Source organism: Streptomyces sp. NPDC056883, from assembly GCF_042788835.1.
In the GTDB taxonomy this organism is placed as follows: Bacteria; Actinomycetota; Actinomycetes; order Streptomycetales; family Streptomycetaceae; genus Streptomyces; species Streptomyces stoeckheimensis.
The window spans coordinates 870610-889096 of record NZ_JBHUBS010000001.1; the positions used below are offsets into that span (position 1 = coordinate 870610).

Annotated in this window: 18 protein-coding genes; 14 read left to right on the forward strand and 4 right to left on the reverse strand. The window is 70.6% G+C overall.

The annotated features are described in order from the left end of the window. Positions 1-68 precede the first annotated feature (68 nt). From ACFRU2_RS04085 to ACFRU2_RS04100, 4 genes are read left to right on the forward strand one after another with little or no spacing between them, the layout of a single operon-like run. The gene (locus ACFRU2_RS04085) at positions 69-992 is read left to right on the forward strand and encodes a 5-dehydro-4-deoxyglucarate dehydratase (protein ID WP_382967302.1); all 924 of its coding nucleotides are present in this window, start codon (positions 69-71) and stop codon (positions 990-992) included. Continuing rightward, positions 992-2233: a glucarate dehydratase family protein gene (locus ACFRU2_RS04090; protein ID WP_382967304.1), complete on the forward strand. Its 1242-nt coding sequence runs from the start codon at positions 992-994 to the stop codon at positions 2231-2233. The genes ACFRU2_RS04085 and ACFRU2_RS04090 overlap by 1 nt, the downstream gene beginning before the upstream one ends. Next, complete coding sequence (locus ACFRU2_RS04095; protein WP_382967306.1) at positions 2230-3423, forward strand: hypothetical protein; 1194 nt, start codon at positions 2230-2232, stop codon at positions 3421-3423. Before ACFRU2_RS04090 ends, ACFRU2_RS04095 begins: the two co-directional genes overlap by 4 nt. Further along, entirely contained in the window at positions 3420-4226 is an 807-nt protein-coding gene (locus ACFRU2_RS04100) for an NAD-dependent epimerase/dehydratase family protein (protein ID WP_382967308.1), read from the forward strand. The genes ACFRU2_RS04095 and ACFRU2_RS04100 overlap by 4 nt, the downstream gene beginning before the upstream one ends. Before the next feature lie 31 nt (positions 4227-4257). Here the strand turns inward: ACFRU2_RS04100 and ACFRU2_RS04105 are convergent, their stop codons facing one another. Next, complete coding sequence (locus tag ACFRU2_RS04105) at positions 4258-5478, reverse strand: sensor histidine kinase (protein ID WP_382967310.1); 1221 nt, start codon at positions 5476-5478, stop codon at positions 4258-4260. Beyond that, a complete protein-coding gene (locus ACFRU2_RS04110) occupies positions 5469-6131 on the reverse strand; it encodes a response regulator transcription factor (protein WP_382967312.1) in 663 nt (220 codons plus the stop codon). Before ACFRU2_RS04110 ends, ACFRU2_RS04105 begins: the two co-directional genes overlap by 10 nt. 170 nt (positions 6132-6301) lie before the next feature. Between ACFRU2_RS04110 and ACFRU2_RS04115 the strand changes: the two genes are divergently transcribed. The 4 genes from ACFRU2_RS04115 (at position 6302) to ACFRU2_RS04130 (ending at position 10097) form a co-directional block, all read left to right on the forward strand. Continuing rightward, positions 6302-7573: an ABC transporter permease gene (locus ACFRU2_RS04115; protein WP_382967314.1), complete on the forward strand. Its 1272-nt coding sequence runs from the start codon at positions 6302-6304 to the stop codon at positions 7571-7573. A gap of 43 nt (positions 7574-7616) precedes the next feature. Beyond that, positions 7617-8996, forward strand: coding sequence for an FtsX-like permease family protein (locus ACFRU2_RS04120; protein ID WP_382967315.1), 1380 nt, complete (start codon positions 7617-7619; stop codon positions 8994-8996). A gap of 6 nt (positions 8997-9002) precedes the next feature. Then, on the forward strand, positions 9003-9728 hold the full coding sequence (locus ACFRU2_RS04125) for an ABC transporter ATP-binding protein (protein ID WP_382967317.1): 726 nt from the start codon (positions 9003-9005) through the stop codon (positions 9726-9728). A gap of 66 nt (positions 9729-9794) precedes the next feature. Beyond that, positions 9795-10097 carry a hypothetical protein gene (locus tag ACFRU2_RS04130; RefSeq protein ID WP_382967318.1) on the forward strand — a complete coding sequence of 101 codons (303 nt, stop codon included), beginning with the start codon at positions 9795-9797 and terminating at the stop codon, positions 10095-10097. Between the two features lie 37 nt (positions 10098-10134). Here the strand turns inward: ACFRU2_RS04130 and ACFRU2_RS04135 are convergent, their stop codons facing one another. Further along, positions 10135-10965: an alpha/beta fold hydrolase gene (locus ACFRU2_RS04135; RefSeq protein WP_382967320.1), complete on the reverse strand. Its 831-nt coding sequence runs from the start codon at positions 10963-10965 to the stop codon at positions 10135-10137. Positions 10966-11193: 228 nt separating this feature from the next. Between ACFRU2_RS04135 and ACFRU2_RS04140 the strand changes: the two genes are divergently transcribed. Then, entirely contained in the window at positions 11194-11718 is a 525-nt protein-coding gene (locus ACFRU2_RS04140; RefSeq protein WP_382967322.1) for a VOC family protein, read from the forward strand. Between the two features lie 86 nt (positions 11719-11804). Beyond that, positions 11805-12272: a hypothetical protein gene (locus ACFRU2_RS04145; RefSeq protein WP_382967324.1), complete on the forward strand. Its 468-nt coding sequence runs from the start codon at positions 11805-11807 to the stop codon at positions 12270-12272. Positions 12273-12401: 129 nt separating this feature from the next. Here the strand turns inward: ACFRU2_RS04145 and ACFRU2_RS04150 are convergent, their stop codons facing one another. Beyond that, entirely contained in the window at positions 12402-12833 is a 432-nt protein-coding gene (locus ACFRU2_RS04150) for an OsmC family protein (protein ID WP_382967326.1), read from the reverse strand. A 154-nt stretch (positions 12834-12987) separates the two neighbouring features. Between ACFRU2_RS04150 and ACFRU2_RS04155 the strand changes: the two genes are divergently transcribed. The 4 genes from ACFRU2_RS04155 (at position 12988) to ACFRU2_RS04170 (ending at position 18345) form a co-directional block, all read left to right on the forward strand. Then, the gene (locus ACFRU2_RS04155; RefSeq protein WP_382967328.1) at positions 12988-13848 is read left to right on the forward strand and encodes a serine/threonine-protein kinase; all 861 of its coding nucleotides are present in this window, start codon (positions 12988-12990) and stop codon (positions 13846-13848) included. 4 nt (positions 13849-13852) lie between these two features. Further along, entirely contained in the window at positions 13853-15235 is a 1383-nt protein-coding gene (locus tag ACFRU2_RS04160; protein ID WP_382967330.1) for a pentapeptide repeat-containing protein, read from the forward strand. A 261-nt stretch (positions 15236-15496) separates the two neighbouring features. Continuing rightward, positions 15497-16069 carry a snapalysin family zinc-dependent metalloprotease gene (locus ACFRU2_RS04165; protein ID WP_382967332.1) on the forward strand — a complete coding sequence of 191 codons (573 nt, stop codon included), beginning with the start codon at positions 15497-15499 and terminating at the stop codon, positions 16067-16069. 494 nt (positions 16070-16563) lie between these two features. Next, positions 16564-18345, forward strand: a complete 1782-nt coding sequence (locus ACFRU2_RS04170) for an FG-GAP repeat domain-containing protein (RefSeq protein ID WP_382967334.1) — start codon at positions 16564-16566, stop codon at positions 18343-18345. The last annotated feature ends 142 nt before the right edge of the window (positions 18346-18487 follow it).

An 18487-nucleotide genomic window follows, 5' to 3' on the forward strand; every position in this document is an offset into this window, starting at 1 on the left:
ACGCTCGCGCCCACACACACCACGCACCTCCTCACGCACGCCCACACACCCACTCCCAAGGGGAACCCATGCGCCTGCAAGGGCTGCTGTCCTTTCCACTGACCCCGTTCACCACCGACGACAAGGTCGACCTGGCCGTCTTCGCCGACCACCTGGAGCAGCAGATCGCCGCCGGCCCGGCCGGCCTGTTCGTGGCATGCGGCACGGGGGAGTTCACCGCGCTCTCGGCCGACGAGTACCGCGACGTGGTCGCCACCGCCGTCCGCGTCGCCGACGGCCGCCTCCCCGTCGTCGCCGGCTGTGGCGGAGGCCCCCGGATGGCCGGCGAGTTCGCCGCGACCGCCGCCGAGTGCGGCGCCGACGGCCTGCTGCTCCTGCCGCCGTACCTCATCTCCTCCACCCCGGCCGGACTCCTGGAGCACATCCGCTACGTCGCCGCCGCCACCGCGCTCCCGATCACCGTCTACCAGCGGGCCAACGCCGTCCTCGACGAGGCAGCCGCCGTCGGGCTCCTCGACATCCCCACCGTCACCGGGATCAAGGACGGGCGCGGCGACGTCGACGCCATGCTGCGCCTCGTCACCGCCATCCGTACCAGCGGTCACCCGCGCGCCGCCGAGTTCGGCTTCCTCAACGGCCTGCCCACCGCCGAACTCTCCGTCCAGGCCTACGAGGCCATCGGCGTGGCCTGCTACTCCTCGGCCGTGCTCTGCTTCGCCCCCGACATCGCCACCGCCTTCCACCGCGCGGTACGCGCCGGGAACACGGAGGCCGTGCAGGCACTGCTCGCCGAGTTCTACCTGCCGTTCGTGGCCCTGCGCGACGCCGCGCCCGGATACGCCGTCTCGCTGGTCAAGGCCGGTGCGCGGCTCGCCGGGCTGGCCGTGGGCCACGTCAGGCCGCCGCTCGTGGACGCCTCACCGGAGCACGAACTCCGCCTCGCCGGCATCGTCGCCCGCGGCCGCGCCGCCCTCGCCGCACTGGAGGTGTGATGCGCGTCAGGGAGGTGGTCGTCACCCCGGTGGCGTTTCCCGACCCGCCCCTGCTCAACTCGGCCGGGGTGCACCAGCCGTGGGCCCTGCGCGCCATCGTGGAGCTCCGCTGCGGCGACGGGCTGACAGGGCTCGGCGAGACCTACGGGGACGCCCCGCACCTCGCGCTGCTGCGGGAGGCCGCCGGGGCCCTGGTGGGCCTGGACCCGTACGACACGAACGGTCTGCTGCGCCGGATCCGGTCCGTACTCGGCGGCGCCGACGCCCCCGACCGGCACGGGCTGACGGGCGGCTCCACCCCGGAGAAGACCGTGCTGCGGGTGCTCAGCCCGTTCGAGGTGGCCTGCCTCGACCTCCAGGGACAGCTGGCCGGACGACCCGTCGCCGATCTGCTGGGCGGCCGGGTCCGCGACCGGGTGCCGTACGCCGGTTACCTCTTCTACAAATGGGCCGGCCCCGATCCGTACGGGGAGGCGCTGGACCCGGACGGGATCGTCGCGCAGGCCAGGGCGATGGTGGACGCCTACGGCTTCCGCTCGCTCAAGCTGAAGGGCGGCGTGCGGCCGCCGGGGGAGGAGATCGACGCGATCCGCGCCCTGCGCGACGCCTTCCCCGACCATCCGCTGCGACTGGACCCCAACCAGGCCTGGACCGTGGAGACGTCGGCGAAGGTGGCCGCGGAGACCGAGGGCCTGCTGGAGTACTTGGAGGACCCCACTCCCGGAATACCCGGCATGGCCGAGGTGGCACGGACGGCTCCCATGCCACTGGCCACCAACATGGTCGTGGTCGGCACCCAGGACATCCCGGAGGGATTCGGGCGGCGCGCCGTCGGCGTGGTGCTGGCCGACCACCACTACTGGGGCGGGCTGCGGCGCTCCGTCGAACTCGCCGCGATCTGCGGGGCGTTCGGCGTCGGCATCTCCATGCACTCCAACAGCCACCTCGGGATCAGCCTGGCCGCCATGACCCATCTCGGGGCGGCACTGCCCGAGATGACCTACGCGGCGGACACCCACACGCCGTGGCAGTGCGGGGCGGACGTGCTCGCCGAACCGCTGGAGATCGAGGACGGCTCGGTACCGGTCCCCGACCGGCCGGGCCTCGGGGTCCGGCTCGATCCCGACGCGCTCGCCCGGCTGCACGAGAACTACCTGCGCTGCGGCATCCGGGAGCGCGACGACACCGGCTACATGCAGACCTTCGACCCCGGCTACGAGAAGAGGCGCCCGCGTTGGTGACGCCGACCCACAATCCGACCCCCAACGCGAACCCGACCGAGGCCGGGCCCCCGTACGCGTCCCCCACACCCACGCCCACGGTCTCCGGCCACGCCTACCCCTGGGACGTCGTCGGCGATCCCGCCTTCGCGGACCGGGTCCGCGCCGCCGGGCTGGACTCCGTCACCCTGGCCGTCAGCTACCACTCCACCCGCGCCGCCACCCCGCTGCACCCGGGCCACCGCTTCGTCGACGCCCGGCACTCCGCCCTCTACCGCCCCGTGCGGGCCGGTGCCTGGGCGGGACGACGCCTGGTGCCCACCGGCGCCGCCTGGGTGGAGGGCCCCGACCCGGCTGCCGCCGCCGCCCTGGCCCTGTCCGACGCCGGCATTCCGGTGAGCGCCTGGCTCGTACTGGCCCACAACAGCCTGCTGGGCACCCGGCACCCGGACCTCGCCGTCACCAACTGCTTCGGCGAGACCTATCCCTACGGGCTCTGCCCCGCGCAGGAGGAGGTCCGGGAGTACTGCGCCACCCTCGCCGCCGAAGCCCTGCGCGACCTGCCCCCGGACGCGGTGCGCGGGGTCTCGCTGGAATCCGCGGGCCAGCTGGGCGCCGTACACGCCGGCTGCCACGAGAAGACCGACGGGGCCTACCCGGCCGCCGAGCTGCGGGCCCTGTCGGTGTGCTGCTGCACGGCCTGCCGCGCCGCATGGCAGGCGGCCGGACTCGATCCGGACCAGGTGACGCGGCGCCTGCGCGGCGGTCAGGACCTCCCGGCGGAGCTCGGGGAGGCACTCCTGCGCGTCAGGCACCAGGCCGCCGACGCCTTGCGCGGGCGGGTCCTGGAAGCCGTACGGGCGACCCTGCCCGGGGCGGAGGTCACCCTGCACGCCCACCCCGACCCGTGGGCGACGGGCCCGTCCCCCGGGCTCACGGAGAGCGCCCCCGGGGACGTGGACGCCCTCCTCGTCCCCTGCTGGCCCACCGGACCCGAGAGCGCCGAACTGGTCTGGCAGGCGGTCGAGTCGGGCCTGCCGGTCAACGCGTACGTCACCGCCCTGCCCCCCGCCGACCCGGCCGCGCTGCCCGCCCACGTACGGCGGCTGCGCGCCGCGGGCGCGACCCGGCTCAGCCTCTACCACCTAGGCCTGCTGCCCAGGGAACGACTGCCGCTGCTCGCGGCCCTGGCGAAGGAGTTCCGCGCATGACCCGTCCCCGCACCATCCTGCTGACCGGCGCCGCGGGCGGTGTCGCCACCCTGCTGCGCCCGCTCCTGCCCGCCTACGGCTACACGCTGCGCCTCGCCGACATCCGCCCGGTCGACGGGGCCGGGGGTCCGGACTGCCTCACGTTCGACCTGCGGGACACCGACGCCGTACGCGAGGCGGTCCGCGGAGTGGACGCCGTGGTCCACCTCGGCGGGATCTCCCTCGAGGACGGCTTCGAGGCCGTCCTCGACGCCAACATCCGGGGCACCTACCACCTCTACGAGGCCGTACGGGCGGAGGGCGTGCGCCGCGTGGTCTTCGCCAGCAGCAACCACGTCGAGGGATTCGTCCCGCTCACCGGCCGCCCCCTCCCGGCGGGTGCGCAGCTGCCAGTGCGGCCGGACACCTACTACGGGCTGTCCAAGGCCTTCGGCGAGGGCCTGGCCTCCCTGTACGCGGACAAGTACGGCGTGGAGACGGTGTCGGTACGCATCGGCTCCTGCTTCGAACGCCCCCGCACCGTGCGGATGCTGTCGACCTGGCTGAGCCCGGCCGACTGTGCCCGGCTGGTCCACGCCGCCCTGACCGCTCCCGACGTCGGCCACACGGTGGTCCACGGGATCAGCGCCAACACCCGTGCCTGGTGGGACCTCACCTCTGCCCGCGCTCTCGGCTACGCGCCGCAGGACGACGCGGAGTCCTACGCTCCGGGGCTCCTGGCCGAGCACGGCGAACTCGACCCCGACCACGTGGACGCGCGCTTCGTGGGGGGACACTTCACCCGCACCGGGCTCGCTCCTTGACCCTGGCTGCGGCAGCGGACGGCCCTCGCGGTCAGGGGAAGCGCAGGGTGAGCGCGAGTCCTCCCTCCGGACCGGGCCGGGCCGTCAGGGCGGCGTGGTGCGCCCGGGCGATGGAGGCGGCGATGGAGAGTCCCAGGCCGTGGCCGGTGGTTGCGGTGCGGTCTCCGTCGAGGCGCCGGAAGGGCTCGAACAGGTCGGAGATCCGGTCGGCGGGGACACGGGCGCCGGTGTTGGTCACGGTCACGGAGGACGTGTCGAGCCGTACGAGGACGCGGCCGCCGGGGTGGTTGTACTGGATGGCATTGCGGACCAGGTTCGTCAGCAGGTGGCGCAGCAGGACCGGGTCACCGGAAACGACCAGCGGAACGCCGGCATCGGCCCCGGCTCCGGTCCCGGTGTCGATGTCGGTGTCGAGACGCAGGCCCGCCTCGGCCGCGAGCGGGGCGAGCTCGGCGGCCACGAGCCGGGTGGCGGCGACGAGGTCCACGGGCTCGGTCTTCTCCAGCCCGCGATCGCTGCGGGCCAGCAGCAGGAGCGCGTTGATGAGCTGTTCCGCCTCCCGGTTGGCGCTGAGCAGATCCTCGCGTACTTCGGTGAGGCCGTCGGGCAGGGGGTCGGCGAGGCCGACCTGGAGGGTGGTGCGCTGGACGGCGAGGGGTGTTTTGAGTTCGTGGGAGGCGTTGGCGACGAAGCGGCGCTGACTCTCGAAGGACCGCTCGAGCCGGTCGAGCATGGTGTCGAAGGTGTCGGCGAGGCGGTGGAGTTCGTCGTCGGGCCCGGTGAGCGCCAGGCGTTGGTGCAGGTTCTGTTCGCCGATGCGGCGGACGGTGTCGGTCATGGAGGCGACGGGGTGCAGGGCGCGTCCGGCGAGCCACCAGCCGAGGAGTCCGGCGAGGAGCGCCAGGACGAGGAGGCCGACGGCGGACCAGAGCACCATCTGGCGCAGGGCGGTGTCCTGGACGGCCCGCACGGTCTGGTCGATCTTCTGGATCATGGCGACGTCGCTCGGAGGGTCGCGTGTGAGGTCCGGGCGGGTCGGGTGCGCGGGTTCGAAGGGGTCCGCCTGCCCGGTCGGCAGGTCGCCGTACGTGACCGAGATGCCCTGAACCTGCTGGGCCGTTCCGTAGCGCGCGAGCACCACGACGAAGGCGAGGAGGAGGATGCCGGTGATGAGGAAGAGCCCGGAGAAGGCCAGGGCCAGGCGGGTGCGGAAGGGCATCCTGTGCAGGAGCGCCCGGGGCGTCAGTCGCACAGCCGGTATCCCTCTCCCTTGTCGGTGAGGATCAGGCAGGAGTCCCCGAGTTTGCCGCGCAGGCGGCTGACGGTGGTGCGGACCGCGCTGGTGCGCGTGTCGAGGTGCTGGTCCCAGACGGTGCGGACGATCTCGTCGTGGGCCACCGGCGCTCCGCCGGCCCGCATCAGCAGGCGCAGGACCGCCGTCTCCTTCGGGGACAGCTCCAGGGGAACTCCGTCCACCGACACCTCGCGGTGCGTCTCGTCCAGGGTGATGTTGCCGAAGCTGAGGACGGCGGGGGGCTGCTTGGGAGTACGGCGGCTCAGCGCCCTCACCCGGGCGACGAGTTCGGTGAAGTCGAAGGGCTTGGCCAGGTAGTCGTCGGCGCCGAGTTCGGTGAGGCCGTAGACCCTGTCGGTGAGCTCGCCCGCAGCGGTGAGCATCAGGATCCGGGGAGGGTCGGTGAGCTCGCGCAGCCGCCTGCAGACCTCGTCGCCGCTCATGACGGGCAGGTCGCGGTCGAGGATCAGCACGTCGTAGGAGGTGAGCAGGCACATCCGCTCGGCCTCGTCGCCCGTGGCGGCGATGTCCACGGCCATCGCCTGGCGGCGGAGACCGGTGGCGATGGTGCGGGCGAGGACACGGTGATCTTCGGCTACCAGGACTCTCATGGCTCCAGGAAACCAAGATCGCGATTGCAGGCGGATAAGGACGCGGAAGCGCGTGCTCCGGACTGGTCAAAAGGGTGACCGAAGGTGACCAGCCGGTTCGTGAGGCCCGTCCTTATGCCGCTGTAACACGCTTATCTCCCAGCAAACAGCGGGCTGCTTTCGTCATCGGCATGAACTTCGTCAAGCGTGCCGGGACGAGCCTGGGTGCCAGAAAGTCCAGGACCGCCGCCTTGCTCGCGATCTTCCTCGTCATCTGCACCCTGCTCCTCGGAGGCTTCCTGCTCCAGGCCGCCGCGGCCCGCCAGGAAGCCGACGCGCAGCGCACCATCGGCGTCGACGTCACCGTCAGGAAGGAGGGCCTCACCCCGGCCCTGGCCGACCGACTCGGAGCCCTGGCCCCGGTGCACCGCTACAACGCGGAGGTTCCGGTGCGGGCCGCCGCGCAGGGCTTCACGCCGCTGGCGTCGAAGGCCCCGGAGCCGGGCGGCGCCGCGGCCGATGACGGCAAGGGCGCGCTGGCCGTGAACGGCGTACGGGACTCGGGCATGCTCCTCCCCTTCTCGTATGGCTCCACGAAGCTCACGTCGGGCCGGGGCATCACCCCCGAGGACGCGGGCCGCGACGTCGCGGTGATCGAGCAGCGCCTGGCCGAGGAGAACGGCCTGAAAGTGGGCGACACCCTCCAGGTGCGGTCGGCGGACGGTGAGCGCACGACGCCCATGACGGTCGTCGGCGTCTTCCGGGACCCGGCACGGGAACCGACGGTGTGGACGCCGCCGCACCAACTGCCCGGCAACACGCTGTACGTCCCGGTGGCCACCGCGCAGAAGCTCGGCGCGGGCGCCGCGACGGTCCGCGAGGCGGTGCTCAAGATCGGCTCGCCGGACCGGGTCCGGCAGCTGCACGCTCGGACCGGGGAACTCCTGGGCAAGGACGGCTTCGACTTCCGCGTCAACGACAAGGCGTACAAGGACCAGGTCCTGCCCATCCAGCGCGTCGGCACCTTCGCCGGACTGATCGTCTGGGTGATCGCCCTGGCCGGAGCGCTGATCCTCGGCCTCATCGTGATGCTGCAGATCCGCGAGCGGCGCTCCGAGCTCGGAGTGCTGCTCGCGCTGGGCGAGAAGAAGTGGAAGCTCATCGGCCAGCACGCCGTGGAGGTCGTGGCCGTGGCCCTTCCCGCGGTCGCACTCGCCGCTTTGGCGCTCTCGCTGGCCGGCCAGAGCGCCGGCGAGGCGCTCCTCAGCCGCCGGGACGACACGCCGGTATCCGCGCCCCGCGTCCCGGACACCGAGATCGCCCCGCCGACGGTACGGGTCGAGCCGGCCGATGTCGGCAAGGTCGCCGGCATCGCGCTGGGGATCTCCCTGGTCTCCACCGTCATCCCCGGCATCGGGATCCTGCGCCTGCACCCCCGCTCCATCCTCACCGACACCGCATAGCCGCCCCACGTCCCACGCCCCAAGCCCGAGAAAGCCGATCCCCATGAACTTCGTCAAACGTGCAGGGCTCAGCCTGTGGGCCCGCAAGGGCCGCACCCTGATCACCCTCGCGACCTTCCTCGTCATCTCCGTCATGGTGTTGGCGGGCGTCCTGATCAACGGCGCGACGGCACGCGCCGAACAGGACGCCAAACGCTCGGTCGGCGCCGAGGTCAACCTCGACATGGACCTGAGCCGGATGGGCAACGCCGCTCAACTCCAGGCGCCGAGCATCGAGGCCGCGACGGTCGACGCGATCGGATCCCTGCCCCAGGTGCAGAAGTACACCTACTCGATGTGGGACCGAGCCCTCCTCACGGGCAAGAACACACTGGTCGACGGCGGACCGAAGGAGCCCATGGCGCCCGGCGGAACCGTGGGGATGGGAGTCCTCGACTCCTCGCTGCTGCCCGATTTCCGCAGCGGCAAGTCCACCCTCGTGTCCGGCGGTCACATCACGGCCGCCGACAAGGACAAGAAGCGGCTCCTGATCGAGGAGCGCCTGGCGCGGCAGAACGGCCTCGAGGTCGGCGACGAGATCACCCTCACCGGCAACGACGAAAGGACCACGGGTACGTTCACCGTGGGCGGCATCTACCGCGATCCGCGCCCCACCACCGAGGCCGACGCCGAGTACGGCATCAGCCCGGCCAACATGCTGTACGGATCGGTGGGCGGCCTCTCCGCGCTCGGCTCCGAAGCCGGCGGACCGAGGAAGGTCGGCAAGGCGACGTTCCTCCTCCAGGACGCGGACGTGCAGGGCGCGTTCAAGAGCGAGGCGAAGCGGATCGCGGGCGCGGCGCTCACCGGCTTCACACTGGACGCCAACGACAAGGCCGTCCAGCAGATGACGGGCCCCCTCAAGAGCATCCGCTCCACGGCCACCGTCGCCATGTGGCTGATGGTCCTCGCGGGCGCGGCCGTACTCGCCCTCCTGGTCAACCTCGCCGTGAAGCAGCGCCGTACGGAGTACGGCGTCCTGCTGGCGATCGGCGAGAAGAAGTCCAAGCTCATCGCCCAGCAGGTCCTGGAGATCGTCGCCGTCGCCGTCATCGCCATCGGCGTGAGCGCCCTCGTCGCCCCGAAGCTGACCCAGAGCGCCGGCCAGGCGCTGCTCGGCAAGGAAGCCTCCGCCGCCGAGCGGAAACTCGACTCCTGGAAGCCCCCGGCCCTCGGCAGCACCGGACTCGACCAGGGCATCGACCCCAACGACAAACCCGTCGAGAACGCCGACCCGATCGACAAGATCACCGTCGCGCTCGATCCGGCGGACCTCGCCACGGTCGGCGGCGTCGGCCTCGGCATCGGCCTCCTCGCCACCGCCGTCCCGGCCGCGTCCGTCCTGCGCCTGAGCCCCCGCACCATCCTCACGAAGGGCAAGTGACCCGCCATGACCACCCCCACCGCCACCACCGTCCCGCCCGTCCTGCGCCTCGCGGGCATCAGCCACACCTACTCCGGCCAGCGCCGCAGGACCACGGTCCTGAGGGACGTCGACTACTCCTTCGAACGCGGCACCTTCTACACCATCCTGGGCCCCTCGGGGAGCGGCAAGACCACCCTGCTCTCGCTCGCCAGCGGCCTCGACACCCCCACCCAGGGCACGATCACCTTCAACGGGCAAGCCCTCACCGCGCTCGGCCTGGGCCGCTACCGCAACAAGCACGCCGCCACGATCTTCCAGCAGTACAACCTCCTCACCTACATGACCGCCCTTCAGAACGTCACCACCGCCATGGAGATCACCGGGGCGAAGCCCCCGACCGGAAGCCGCAAGGCACGAGCCCTGCAGCTGCTGGAGGGCATCGGCCTCGACAAGGCGATGGCCGCCCGCAACGTCATGCAACTCTCCGGCGGCCAGCAGCAGCGCGTCGCCATCGCCCGCGCACTCGCCTGCGACGTCGACATCCTCTTCGCCGACGAACCCACCGGAAACCTCGACGAGGACACCGCCCAGGGCATCATCGACACCTTCCGCGACCTCGCCCACCACCAAGACAAGTGCGTGGTCGTCGTCACCCACTCGCAGCAGCTGGCAGCCCAATCCGACCGCATCCTCACCCTGCGCAAGGGCAAGCTCGCGGAACAGACGAACGCCCGACGTCCATCACAGTGAGTACGGATGCCCTACCCTCGGTGACTGCAATGGTTGCGGCAAGGCGAAAGAGGCAGGTGGACCGGGATGCGCGAGACACGACGCGTGGCGCGGGTACTGGGGGCGTGCGCGGCGGCGCTGACCCTGGCGTTGGCGGCGCCGGGCACGGCACAGGCGGCGGACGGGGTGCTGTTCATCGATCGGGCGCCGGTGCATGACCCGTCCGGCTGCTACCCGTTGGGCGACTTCGTACCCTCGGAGGTCGCCAACTTCACGAACGAGACCGCCTTCGTGTGGTCGGGCCCCCAGTGCGACGGGCGGGTGACGGGCGCCGTCCTGCCGGGGCAGCTGGTCCGCCCCGCCCCCGGCATGAGCCTGTTCATCCTGTAGCAGCACCTCGTCGCCGCCGACACGGGTGGGGGAGGGGTCACTGGCGGGTCAGGAACGCACGGAGCGCGACTCCGGTCTCCTTCGGGTGAGTGAGGAGCCCTCCGTGCGCAGCGCCGGCGATGACGGTGAACTCGCCTCGCGGCAGGGCGTCGGCGGCAGCCTTGGACGCGTGCGGCGGGAAGTAGAGGTCGTGCTCGAAGCCCAGGACCAGCACGGGGATGGTGATGTCGGCGAGCGCGGCCATGCGGTGCGGGTCGCGCAGCCACGCTTCGGCTGCGGTGGCCTGGCCCACCTCCCCGTCGGACGACGTCCAGAGGCCTTCCTGGGCTCCGAGGAGCTCCAGCCAGGTGCGGGTCTGCTCCTCGTCATCGCGCAGGACGGCCGGCGGCAGGCTGGAGAGCAGGGTCTGCAGGCGCGTGAACGCGGCGGGCAGCCGACCGGTCGCGGCGATCAGCTCGGCCTCCGCGTCCAGCATCGCGTCGAGGACCCCGGTGACCGGTCCGGCGCCCGCCATGAGCACCGCGGAGGCCACCAGGTCGGGCCGCGTACGGGCCAGCAACTCGACGGTGAAGCTCCCCAGGGAGTACCCCACCACCGCTGCACCGCTCAGGCCGAGGGCATCCATCAACCCTGCCAGATCCCCGGCCAGGTCCGCCATCGAGCACACCGCCGCAGGGGCGTCGGAAGGGGCGACACCGCGCGCGGCATAGGTGATCACTTCGAAGCCCGCCCGAACCAGGCCTTCACGGACCCCGCACAGCTCCCATGCCACCGGCGGCATCCCCGTACCACCTGCCAGCACGACCGGCCGCCCTCGCCCTGTCCGCTCGTACGCGATCCGCACCCCGCCCACGACCACCGACTCCACGCGCGCCCCCTGATCCGTGCTGATGGGTCAGCGAAGGATGCCCGCTCCGGAGACAAGAGTCCACGATCGTGCGAGCTGCGCAGGCCGCCGGGAACCGCGCCCAAGGAGCGTCGCGGTGTGAGCCGCTGAGGCGATGGCGCTGGTTTCATGCTTGATCTAGGACCATAACTGTCCTAGTTGAGCTCTAGTGTCATCACATCCGAGGAACCACAAGAGGGGACGACACCGATGAGTCACACTGCACCCGAGGGCTACACCAGCGTTGCGCCGTGGGTGGTAACCGACGACACCGGCGCGCTGCTCGACTTCATCACCCTCGCGTTCGACGGCGAGGAGATTGCACGGGTGCCGGTCGAGGACGGCACCATCGGTCACGGCGAGATCCGAGTCGGCGACACGGTCGTGCTGGCCTTCGACCGACGGCCCGACTGGCCGGTGATGCCCTCGCTGTTGCGGGTCTACGTCCCGGACGCGGACGCCGCCATGGCCGCTGCTGTTGCGCACGGGGCGCAGGTGATCACCGAGACTGCTGACAGTGCGTGGGGGGATCGCGGCGGCAGGGTGCGGGACCCGTTCGGCAACATTTGGTGGGTGATGAGCCGGGTCGAGGACATCGCACCGGACCTTGCCTGGCAGCGAATGTCCGAGCCGAAGTATGCCGAGGCGATGCGCACGGCCCAGGAAACTCTGGACGCCGCCCTCAGCGGCCGGGAGACAGGGATGGCCAGCACCCCGCAGCGCCCGCCCCACTGAGATCACACAGAGCCTGCGCTCCGGAGCACACGGCTTGTCCTATCGTGAGGGCCCATCGTCCTGCCGATATCCGGCAGGGAAAATGCATGGGGGATTTCATGCAGGGATTCGTTCACACCGCGGCGCGAACCGTCGGCGTTGCGGGATTGGCCGTGGCGTCCGTTATGGCGGGGACCAACGCCCAGGCGGCCAGCGGTGGCGGCTGCGGCACCTACTACGCCGGGACCGGCGGGCAGTACGTCAAGATCAAGGCCTGTATCAGCTCGCCCGGATGGGGAGTGGGGCGACCTGACGCGTACATCAGCCTGGCTAAGGAGCACCCGGCCTGCAATATTGCCATTCGGACGGTCAGGACGGGTAATTCGCAAGTCGTATCGAACAAGGTGTTCCCCTGTCCCTCAGGGGCCGTCAACGACAAGCACTTCACGGCTCCCGACTTCAGCGACACAACGGCCGAGACCGGTGAGGCGTATGCCAACTACACCCAGATCAACTGGACCTCTTCCGGAACGTGGACGCTGCCGTACCGCAGCCCGTGGCTGAATCTCCCGTAGACCCGTCACATTTCGCGGCCCGTCCGGGCATTCCTCGGAGCGAGGCCGAGAAACGCCCGGACCTGTGCGTCGCCGGCGGCCAGGTCCCATCGCAGCCGCTCAGCCGGAGCTGTGCCCGCTCACGGCCGGTCAGTCCGTGTCGATGACCTTCACGGCGACCGGGGTTCCGGCCTCCACCGTGCGGCTGACCGTGCAGAGCTTGTCGTGGGAGGTCTTTACGGCGCGCGGCAGGATCGCGGCGGCCCGGTCGCCGCCCTCGCCTCCGGGGAAGCGGACGGTGAAGGCGACCTGGAGGTCGGTCATGTGGTTGCCGCCCGCGTCCTCGGCCTTGTGCCCGTGGACGGCGACGGAGAACTCGGCGGGTTCGGCGTGCCGGGTGGTGGCGACGTCCACGTCCGCCGCGGAGCAGCCGCCGATCGCGGCGAGGAAGAGCTCGACGGGGGTGAAGCCCCCGCCGGATCCGGTGCCGAAGGTGATGGTGTCGCCGCGGGAGTTGGTCGCGGTGAACATGCCCGGACCGGTCCGCTCGAGGGTGACGGAGCGCAGAGAATCAGCAGTCATGACATCGACGGTAGTCCCGCCACCACCTCAACCTCGAGCACGGCACCCTCGTAGCCCGCCGCGGCCTGCTGTGCCGAGGACGATCCACACTCGACATCGCGCCGCAGCGCCCTGACTCCATCGCCCCGGGGCGTCCGGATGCTACTTTCGGCAGGTGGCCCGATATCAACCCATTCAGCTCGGTGCAGAGATCGCCGGCTACCAGGTGGAGCGTGAGATCGGCCGCGGGGCAGTGGGCGTCGTCTACCTCGCGAAGGATCTGCACCTGGGCCGTGCCGCGGCCCTGAAAGTGCTCGCCCCCGAATTGACACACCATGATGCTCTCCGTCGACGCTTCATCCATGAATCGCGCATGGCCGCTGCCATCGATCATCCGCACATCGTGCCGATCTTCGCATCGGGAGAGTCCGACGGTGTCCTGTACATCGCCATGCGCTACGTTCCCGGGCCGGACTTGGGGACTCTCCTGGACAGGGAGGGTCCGCTGCCGGTGAACAGCGCGATGCGCATCGCCGCCCAAATGGCGTCGGCACTTGATGCCGCACACGAGAAGCATCTCGTACACGGGGACGTGAAGCCCGGCAACATCCTCGTGGCCACGAGCGGTGTCGATGGCGATCCCTATGCGTATCTCATGGACTTCGGACTGGCGAAACCACCACTGGACGCGTCGTCCACCACAGCGGGTGAATTCGTGGGAACCGTGGACTACCTGGCCCCCGAGCAGATCTCCGGCCGCCCCGTAGACGGTCGGGGCGATCTGTACAGCCTGGCCTGCGTCGTCTATGAGGCCCTTGCGGGTGGGCCCGCGTTCCAGAGGGACGATGCCATGGCGTTGCTCTGGGCGCACCAATACGACCCGCCGCCGGAGCTCTCCGGGAGGCGCCCGGAGTTCCCGCCGGCCGTCGACGGCGTCATGGCGAAGGCGATGGCCAAGGCCCCCGAGGATCGTTACGGTTCCTGCCGGGAGTTCGTGGCGGAGCTGATCTCCGCCGCGGGCGGTCAGGCGACTTGAACCGATGACCCGGAGACGCTGGTGGCCGCGCCGATGGCGGCATGCGGGCGGCCGGTACGCGCCGGACCTCTGGCCCGTGTGGATCGTGGCCGGTCTGGCCGTGGTCGTGGTCTGCGTCGCCGGCGGTGTGGCGTACTGGCTCGTCCGCCGGCTGACGGAACCCACGGAGACCTTGGGGGTTTCCGACGGCATCAGGCTCAGCATCGCCATCCTGACGGTCTTCGGAGCGGTGCTCGCCGGTGTGTACGCCTACCGCAAGCAGCGCATCTCGGAAGGGGACGCCCACCGGGCGGACGCGACCCAGTTCGCCGAGCGCTACAGCACGGCAGCCGGCCAACTCGGCCATGAAGGACCGGCCGTACGCCTTGCCGGCGTATACGCGATGGCCCGGCTGGCCGACGACTGGGTGGAACAACGCCAGGTCTGCGTGGACGTCCTGTGCGCCTATCTGCGCATGCCCTACGAATGGAACCCGGAGTCCGACCAGTACAGGAAGGGAGAACGGGAGGTACGGCAGACGATCATCCAGGTCATCCGCGATCACCTCCAGGAGCCACGGGAGGAGCCCTCCTGGTCGACCTGCGCTCTTGATTTCACCCGCGCGACCTTCGACGGAGGCGACTTCTCCGGCTGCCGGTTTCGCGGCCGTGTCTCCTTTGCCGACGCCGACTTCGTCGGTGACCTGATCAGCTTCGACGGAGCAGGGTTCCTCGACGGCGCGGTCACCTTCCACGGCGCACGATTCGGCGTCGGCGCGGTCACGTTCAACGACGCGCAATTCCAGGGCGGTACGGTCAGTTTCGACGAGGCCCAGTTCAGCGGCAGCGCGCTGTCCTTCTGCGGCGCGCTGCTCGGTCCCGGCGACATCACGTTCCACCGTGCGAGCCTCAGCGGCGGGACGCTCACACTGGACGAAGCACGGTTCCGCGGCGGTACGGTCGGCTTCGACTACGCGCAGTTCGGCAACGCCACGGTCACCTTCAACCGGGCGCAATTCGAGGACGGGTCACTCGCCTTCCGCCGCGCACGGTTCACCGGAGGCACGCTGAGCTTCGACCACGCACACTTCACCGGCGGTTCCGTCGCCCTCGACGACGCGGAATTCACGGGCGGTACGGTGACCTTCTACGCGGCCCGGTTCGACGGTGGAAGCGTGACCTTCGACTACGGGCAGTTCACCGACAGCACGGTCACCTTCCACCACGGGCGATTCAACGCGGGCACCGTCTCGCTCGGCAACGCCACGTTCAACGGCGGCATGGTCTCCTTCGTCCGCGCCCAAGTGGACGGAGGTCGGGTCGACTTCACCGACGCACAGTTCAGCGGAGCCAACGTCCGATGGGGCCGCCTCCGGCCGCCCGAGGCCGGGACGGGCCGCACGACCTGACGCCCCGCGAGGCCGGGCCCTGGGCCGTGAAGGCGGGGCCGTGCAGGCGGTGGCGGCGCCCGTTGACCGGGCACCGGCTGAAGTGCCTGCCGGAATTGGCTGACAGGTGCATGACGGGTCGGTCGCGTGCGGGGCTACCTTCTTAGGGCTCCGGAGGGGCGGCTGTCCGAACGTGCGGGCCACCGGCGGGCGGTGGCGGCGTCTCCAGTGCCCCGGTTCCGCAGAGGGGCCGGGTCCCCCCACGGATGAAGGAAGACGACCATGGCTCTGGGCGCCTGGCTGAAAGTCGGCACCTCCGCCGCCGCAATGGTCCTCGCGGCGGCAACCGCCGCGACCGCGGCACCCACGCCCATACCGGACGGCGCGGCAGCGGTAGTGACGCTCCGCTATGACGACAGCCGGGCCGCCGGCTGGGAAGCGGCCATCACGGCCGGCGTGGCTTCCTGGAACGCGAACGTCACCAACGTTCGGCTGGTGGAGGCCGCGCCCGGAGTCCGGGCCGAGATCGTCATCGTGGCCACCACCGGCTGGCCGCAGGCCACCCTCGGTCCGGTCCGTCCCGGGCGACAGGTACGAGTCGAACTCGGCTCGCAGGCTGTGAGCCAGGGGTACGACAAGACGCGCATCGCGGCGCACGAACTCGGCCACAGCCTGGGCCTCCCGGACACCAAGCCGGGACCGTGCTCCCAGCTGATGTCCGGGTCCAGCGCCGGGACGGCCTGCACCAACGCCGTGCCCAACGCGACCGAGCGGTCCCGCGTGCAGAACGCGTACGCGAACGGACTTGCGGCCATCGTGCCGACCGACGGCCGGGTACTCATCGACGCCCCCTGACCGGCGGGCCGGCAGGGGCGGGCCGGTGCGGTGCCCTGACCGGGACGGAACTCCCGGAGGGTGCCGTCCCGGCCCATCTGCCCTTCGCGGGCTCAACGGCTCCTGTACATCGGGACCGTGAAGCTTTCCTTCTTGCCGTTGTGGTGATCGGTGCTGTCCCACACCGAGATGTTGGACCTGTCCTGCATCCGCAGCTTCAGATACGCGACGAGTCGTTCTGGCAGACGGACCAGGCCTTGACGCTCCAGGGGCGGGACGGCGCCCGCCCCGCCGCAACGCGCCGGCCCGTGGTCGTCCTCACACGCCGGTGCAGGAAGCCCAACTGACGGGCCGGGAAGGGGAACCGCAGTGATCGTGCCCGCGTGAATGTCGGCGACGGGGCTTAGCGTGTACGGACGGAAGCGGGGGGCCGTTCATGCACGGATGCATGATCCCGAACACACACATGACGTGTGCCAGGGCAGAGCCCCACGACCCGATCCTCAGGGGGGATCTTGACTACATCGCACCGCACGTCACCGCAGCGCAGACGGCTGCGCGCCCTGGCCGCCGGGAGCATTCTCGCCCTGGCCGCAGGCGCCCTGGCTGCCACGCCGAGCGTCGCCGCGCCGAACACCATCGCGACGAACGTCGCCGCGCCGAACCTCACCGTGCCGAGCCCGGCCGTGCCGGCGCCGGCACCGTCGGACGTGACCGGCGCGGCCGGAGGCCAGAAGCTCCCGACCGTCGTCATGCCGGCGCAGGTTCCGGCCCGGGTGGCCGCTGCCGCCAAGCCACGGCACGACGTCGACGGCGACGGCGTCAGCGACATGATCGTCATGGAGTACGACCAGGTCACGGCCGTCTACCTGTCATCGATCAAGACCTGGAGCGACTACACGGTCTACAAGGCCGACCCGGATCCCGAGGCCTCGTTCAAGGACCTGCTGCCGGTCGGCGACGTCGGCGGCACCACGCAGCCCGAACTCCTCTCCCTCACGTTCGACGGCGTGCTCACGCTCCTCGAGGCGGGCGTGAAGAGCACCTCGACGCCCCTGTGGTCGGGCCGCGGCTGGCAGATCTACAACCGGATCATCGCCACCGGCGATGTGACCGGCGACCGCCGCCCCGATCTACTGGCCCGGGACCCCGCAGGTGACCTGTGGATGTACACCGGAACCGGGACGGTCAGCAGGCCCTTCAACTCCCGGGTCAAGGTTGCCTCCGGGTGGGGGATCTACGACCAGGTCGTGGGCGCCAACGACGTCGACGGCGACGGCATCGGCGACGTCCTCACCCGCACCCTGGCCGGCGAGCTGTGGTTCCACAAGGGAGCCGGCAGCGCCACCGCCCCGCTCAAGCCGGGCGTCAAGGTCAGTACCGGCTGGAACAAGTACAACGTGATCACCGGCTCGGACGACGGCGACGGCGACGGCCGCAGCGACCTGCTCGCCCGCGACTCCGACGGCGTGGAGTACTGGTTCAAGTCGCTCGGCGCCGGCAAGTTCGCCGCACCCGCCTACTTCGGCAGCGGCTACGAACTCAACAAGTTCATCGTCGGCGCGGGCACCACATCGCTCTACGGCAAGGGCCAGAACGTGATGACCCAGTCCGACAACGTCCTGATCAAGTACCACGCCCTGGCCAACAGCACCTACTACGGGACGGCGTACAACATCGGCAAGGAGGCACCGGGCTCCCGCAACACCTACGCCACGGGCCTCAACAGCCACAACCACGCCACGTACGTGCAGAACATCGGCACCGACCTCTACATCCGCGGCGAGAAGGTCGCCACGTCGTGGAACTACACCATGATGGCCGGCCCCGGCGACCTCACCGGCGACGGGAAGGGCGACCTGGTCAGCCGTGACTCCGCCGGCGTCCTGTGGCTGCACCCCGGTGACGGCCGGCTTTACACGAAGTTCGGCACGCGCATCAAGGTCGGCACCGGCTGGAACAGCTACAACGCCCTCGTCGGCGCGGGCGACTACTCCGGGGACGGGCGGCCCGACCTGCTCGCCCGGGACTCCGCCGGCGGCCTCTTCCTCTACAAGGGCACCGGCACGGCCAGCGCGCCGTTCGCCGCCCGGGTGCAGGTCGGCAGCGGCTTCAACCAGTACGACAAGCTGTTCGTCCCGGGCGACATGAACGGCGACAGCAAGGGCGACTTGATGGCCCGGCTCCCGGGAGGCGACGTGTACACGTACACCTCGACCGGCAAGACCGGCACCGCCACCTTCGCCCCGCGGGTGAAGTTCGGCACCGGGTGGAACATCTACAAGAACATGCTCTGACCCCCGCGGCCACGGGCCGCTGAGAGCGAAGGCGGGGGGGGGGCCGAGAAGGACCAGGGGGGGGGGGGGGGGAGGGAACACCCGAGGGGGGGGGGGTTCCGTGTCTTTTGTGGTTTTAGTGTTGGTTTTTTTTTTCTTTTTT

Coding starts and splice junctions, on each gene's coding strand:
- ACFRU2_RS04085 (WP_382967302.1), top strand. CDS start 69: ATGCGCCTGCAAGGGCTGCTGTCCTTTCCACTGACCCCGTTCACCACC.
- ACFRU2_RS04090 (WP_382967304.1), top strand. CDS start 992: ATGCGCGTCAGGGAGGTGGTCGTCACCCCGGTGGCGTTTCCCGACCCG.
- ACFRU2_RS04100 (WP_382967308.1), top strand. CDS start 3,420: ATGACCCGTCCCCGCACCATCCTGCTGACCGGCGCCGCGGGCGGTGTC.
- ACFRU2_RS04110 (WP_382967312.1), bottom strand. CDS start 6,131: ATGAGAGTCCTGGTAGCCGAAGATCACCGTGTCCTCGCCCGCACCATC.
- ACFRU2_RS04115 (WP_382967314.1), top strand. CDS start 6,302: ATGAACTTCGTCAAGCGTGCCGGGACGAGCCTGGGTGCCAGAAAGTCC.
- ACFRU2_RS04120 (WP_382967315.1), top strand. CDS start 7,617: ATGAACTTCGTCAAACGTGCAGGGCTCAGCCTGTGGGCCCGCAAGGGC.
- ACFRU2_RS04125 (WP_382967317.1), top strand. CDS start 9,003: ATGACCACCCCCACCGCCACCACCGTCCCGCCCGTCCTGCGCCTCGCG.
- ACFRU2_RS04130 (WP_382967318.1), top strand. CDS start 9,795: ATGCGCGAGACACGACGCGTGGCGCGGGTACTGGGGGCGTGCGCGGCG.
- ACFRU2_RS04140 (WP_382967322.1), top strand. CDS start 11,194: ATGAGTCACACTGCACCCGAGGGCTACACCAGCGTTGCGCCGTGGGTG.
- ACFRU2_RS04145 (WP_382967324.1), top strand. CDS start 11,805: ATGGGGGATTTCATGCAGGGATTCGTTCACACCGCGGCGCGAACCGTC.
- ACFRU2_RS04150 (WP_382967326.1), bottom strand. CDS start 12,833: ATGACTGCTGATTCTCTGCGCTCCGTCACCCTCGAGCGGACCGGTCCG.
- ACFRU2_RS04160 (WP_382967330.1), top strand. CDS start 13,853: ATGACCCGGAGACGCTGGTGGCCGCGCCGATGGCGGCATGCGGGCGGC.
- ACFRU2_RS04165 (WP_382967332.1), top strand. CDS start 15,497: ATGGCTCTGGGCGCCTGGCTGAAAGTCGGCACCTCCGCCGCCGCAATG.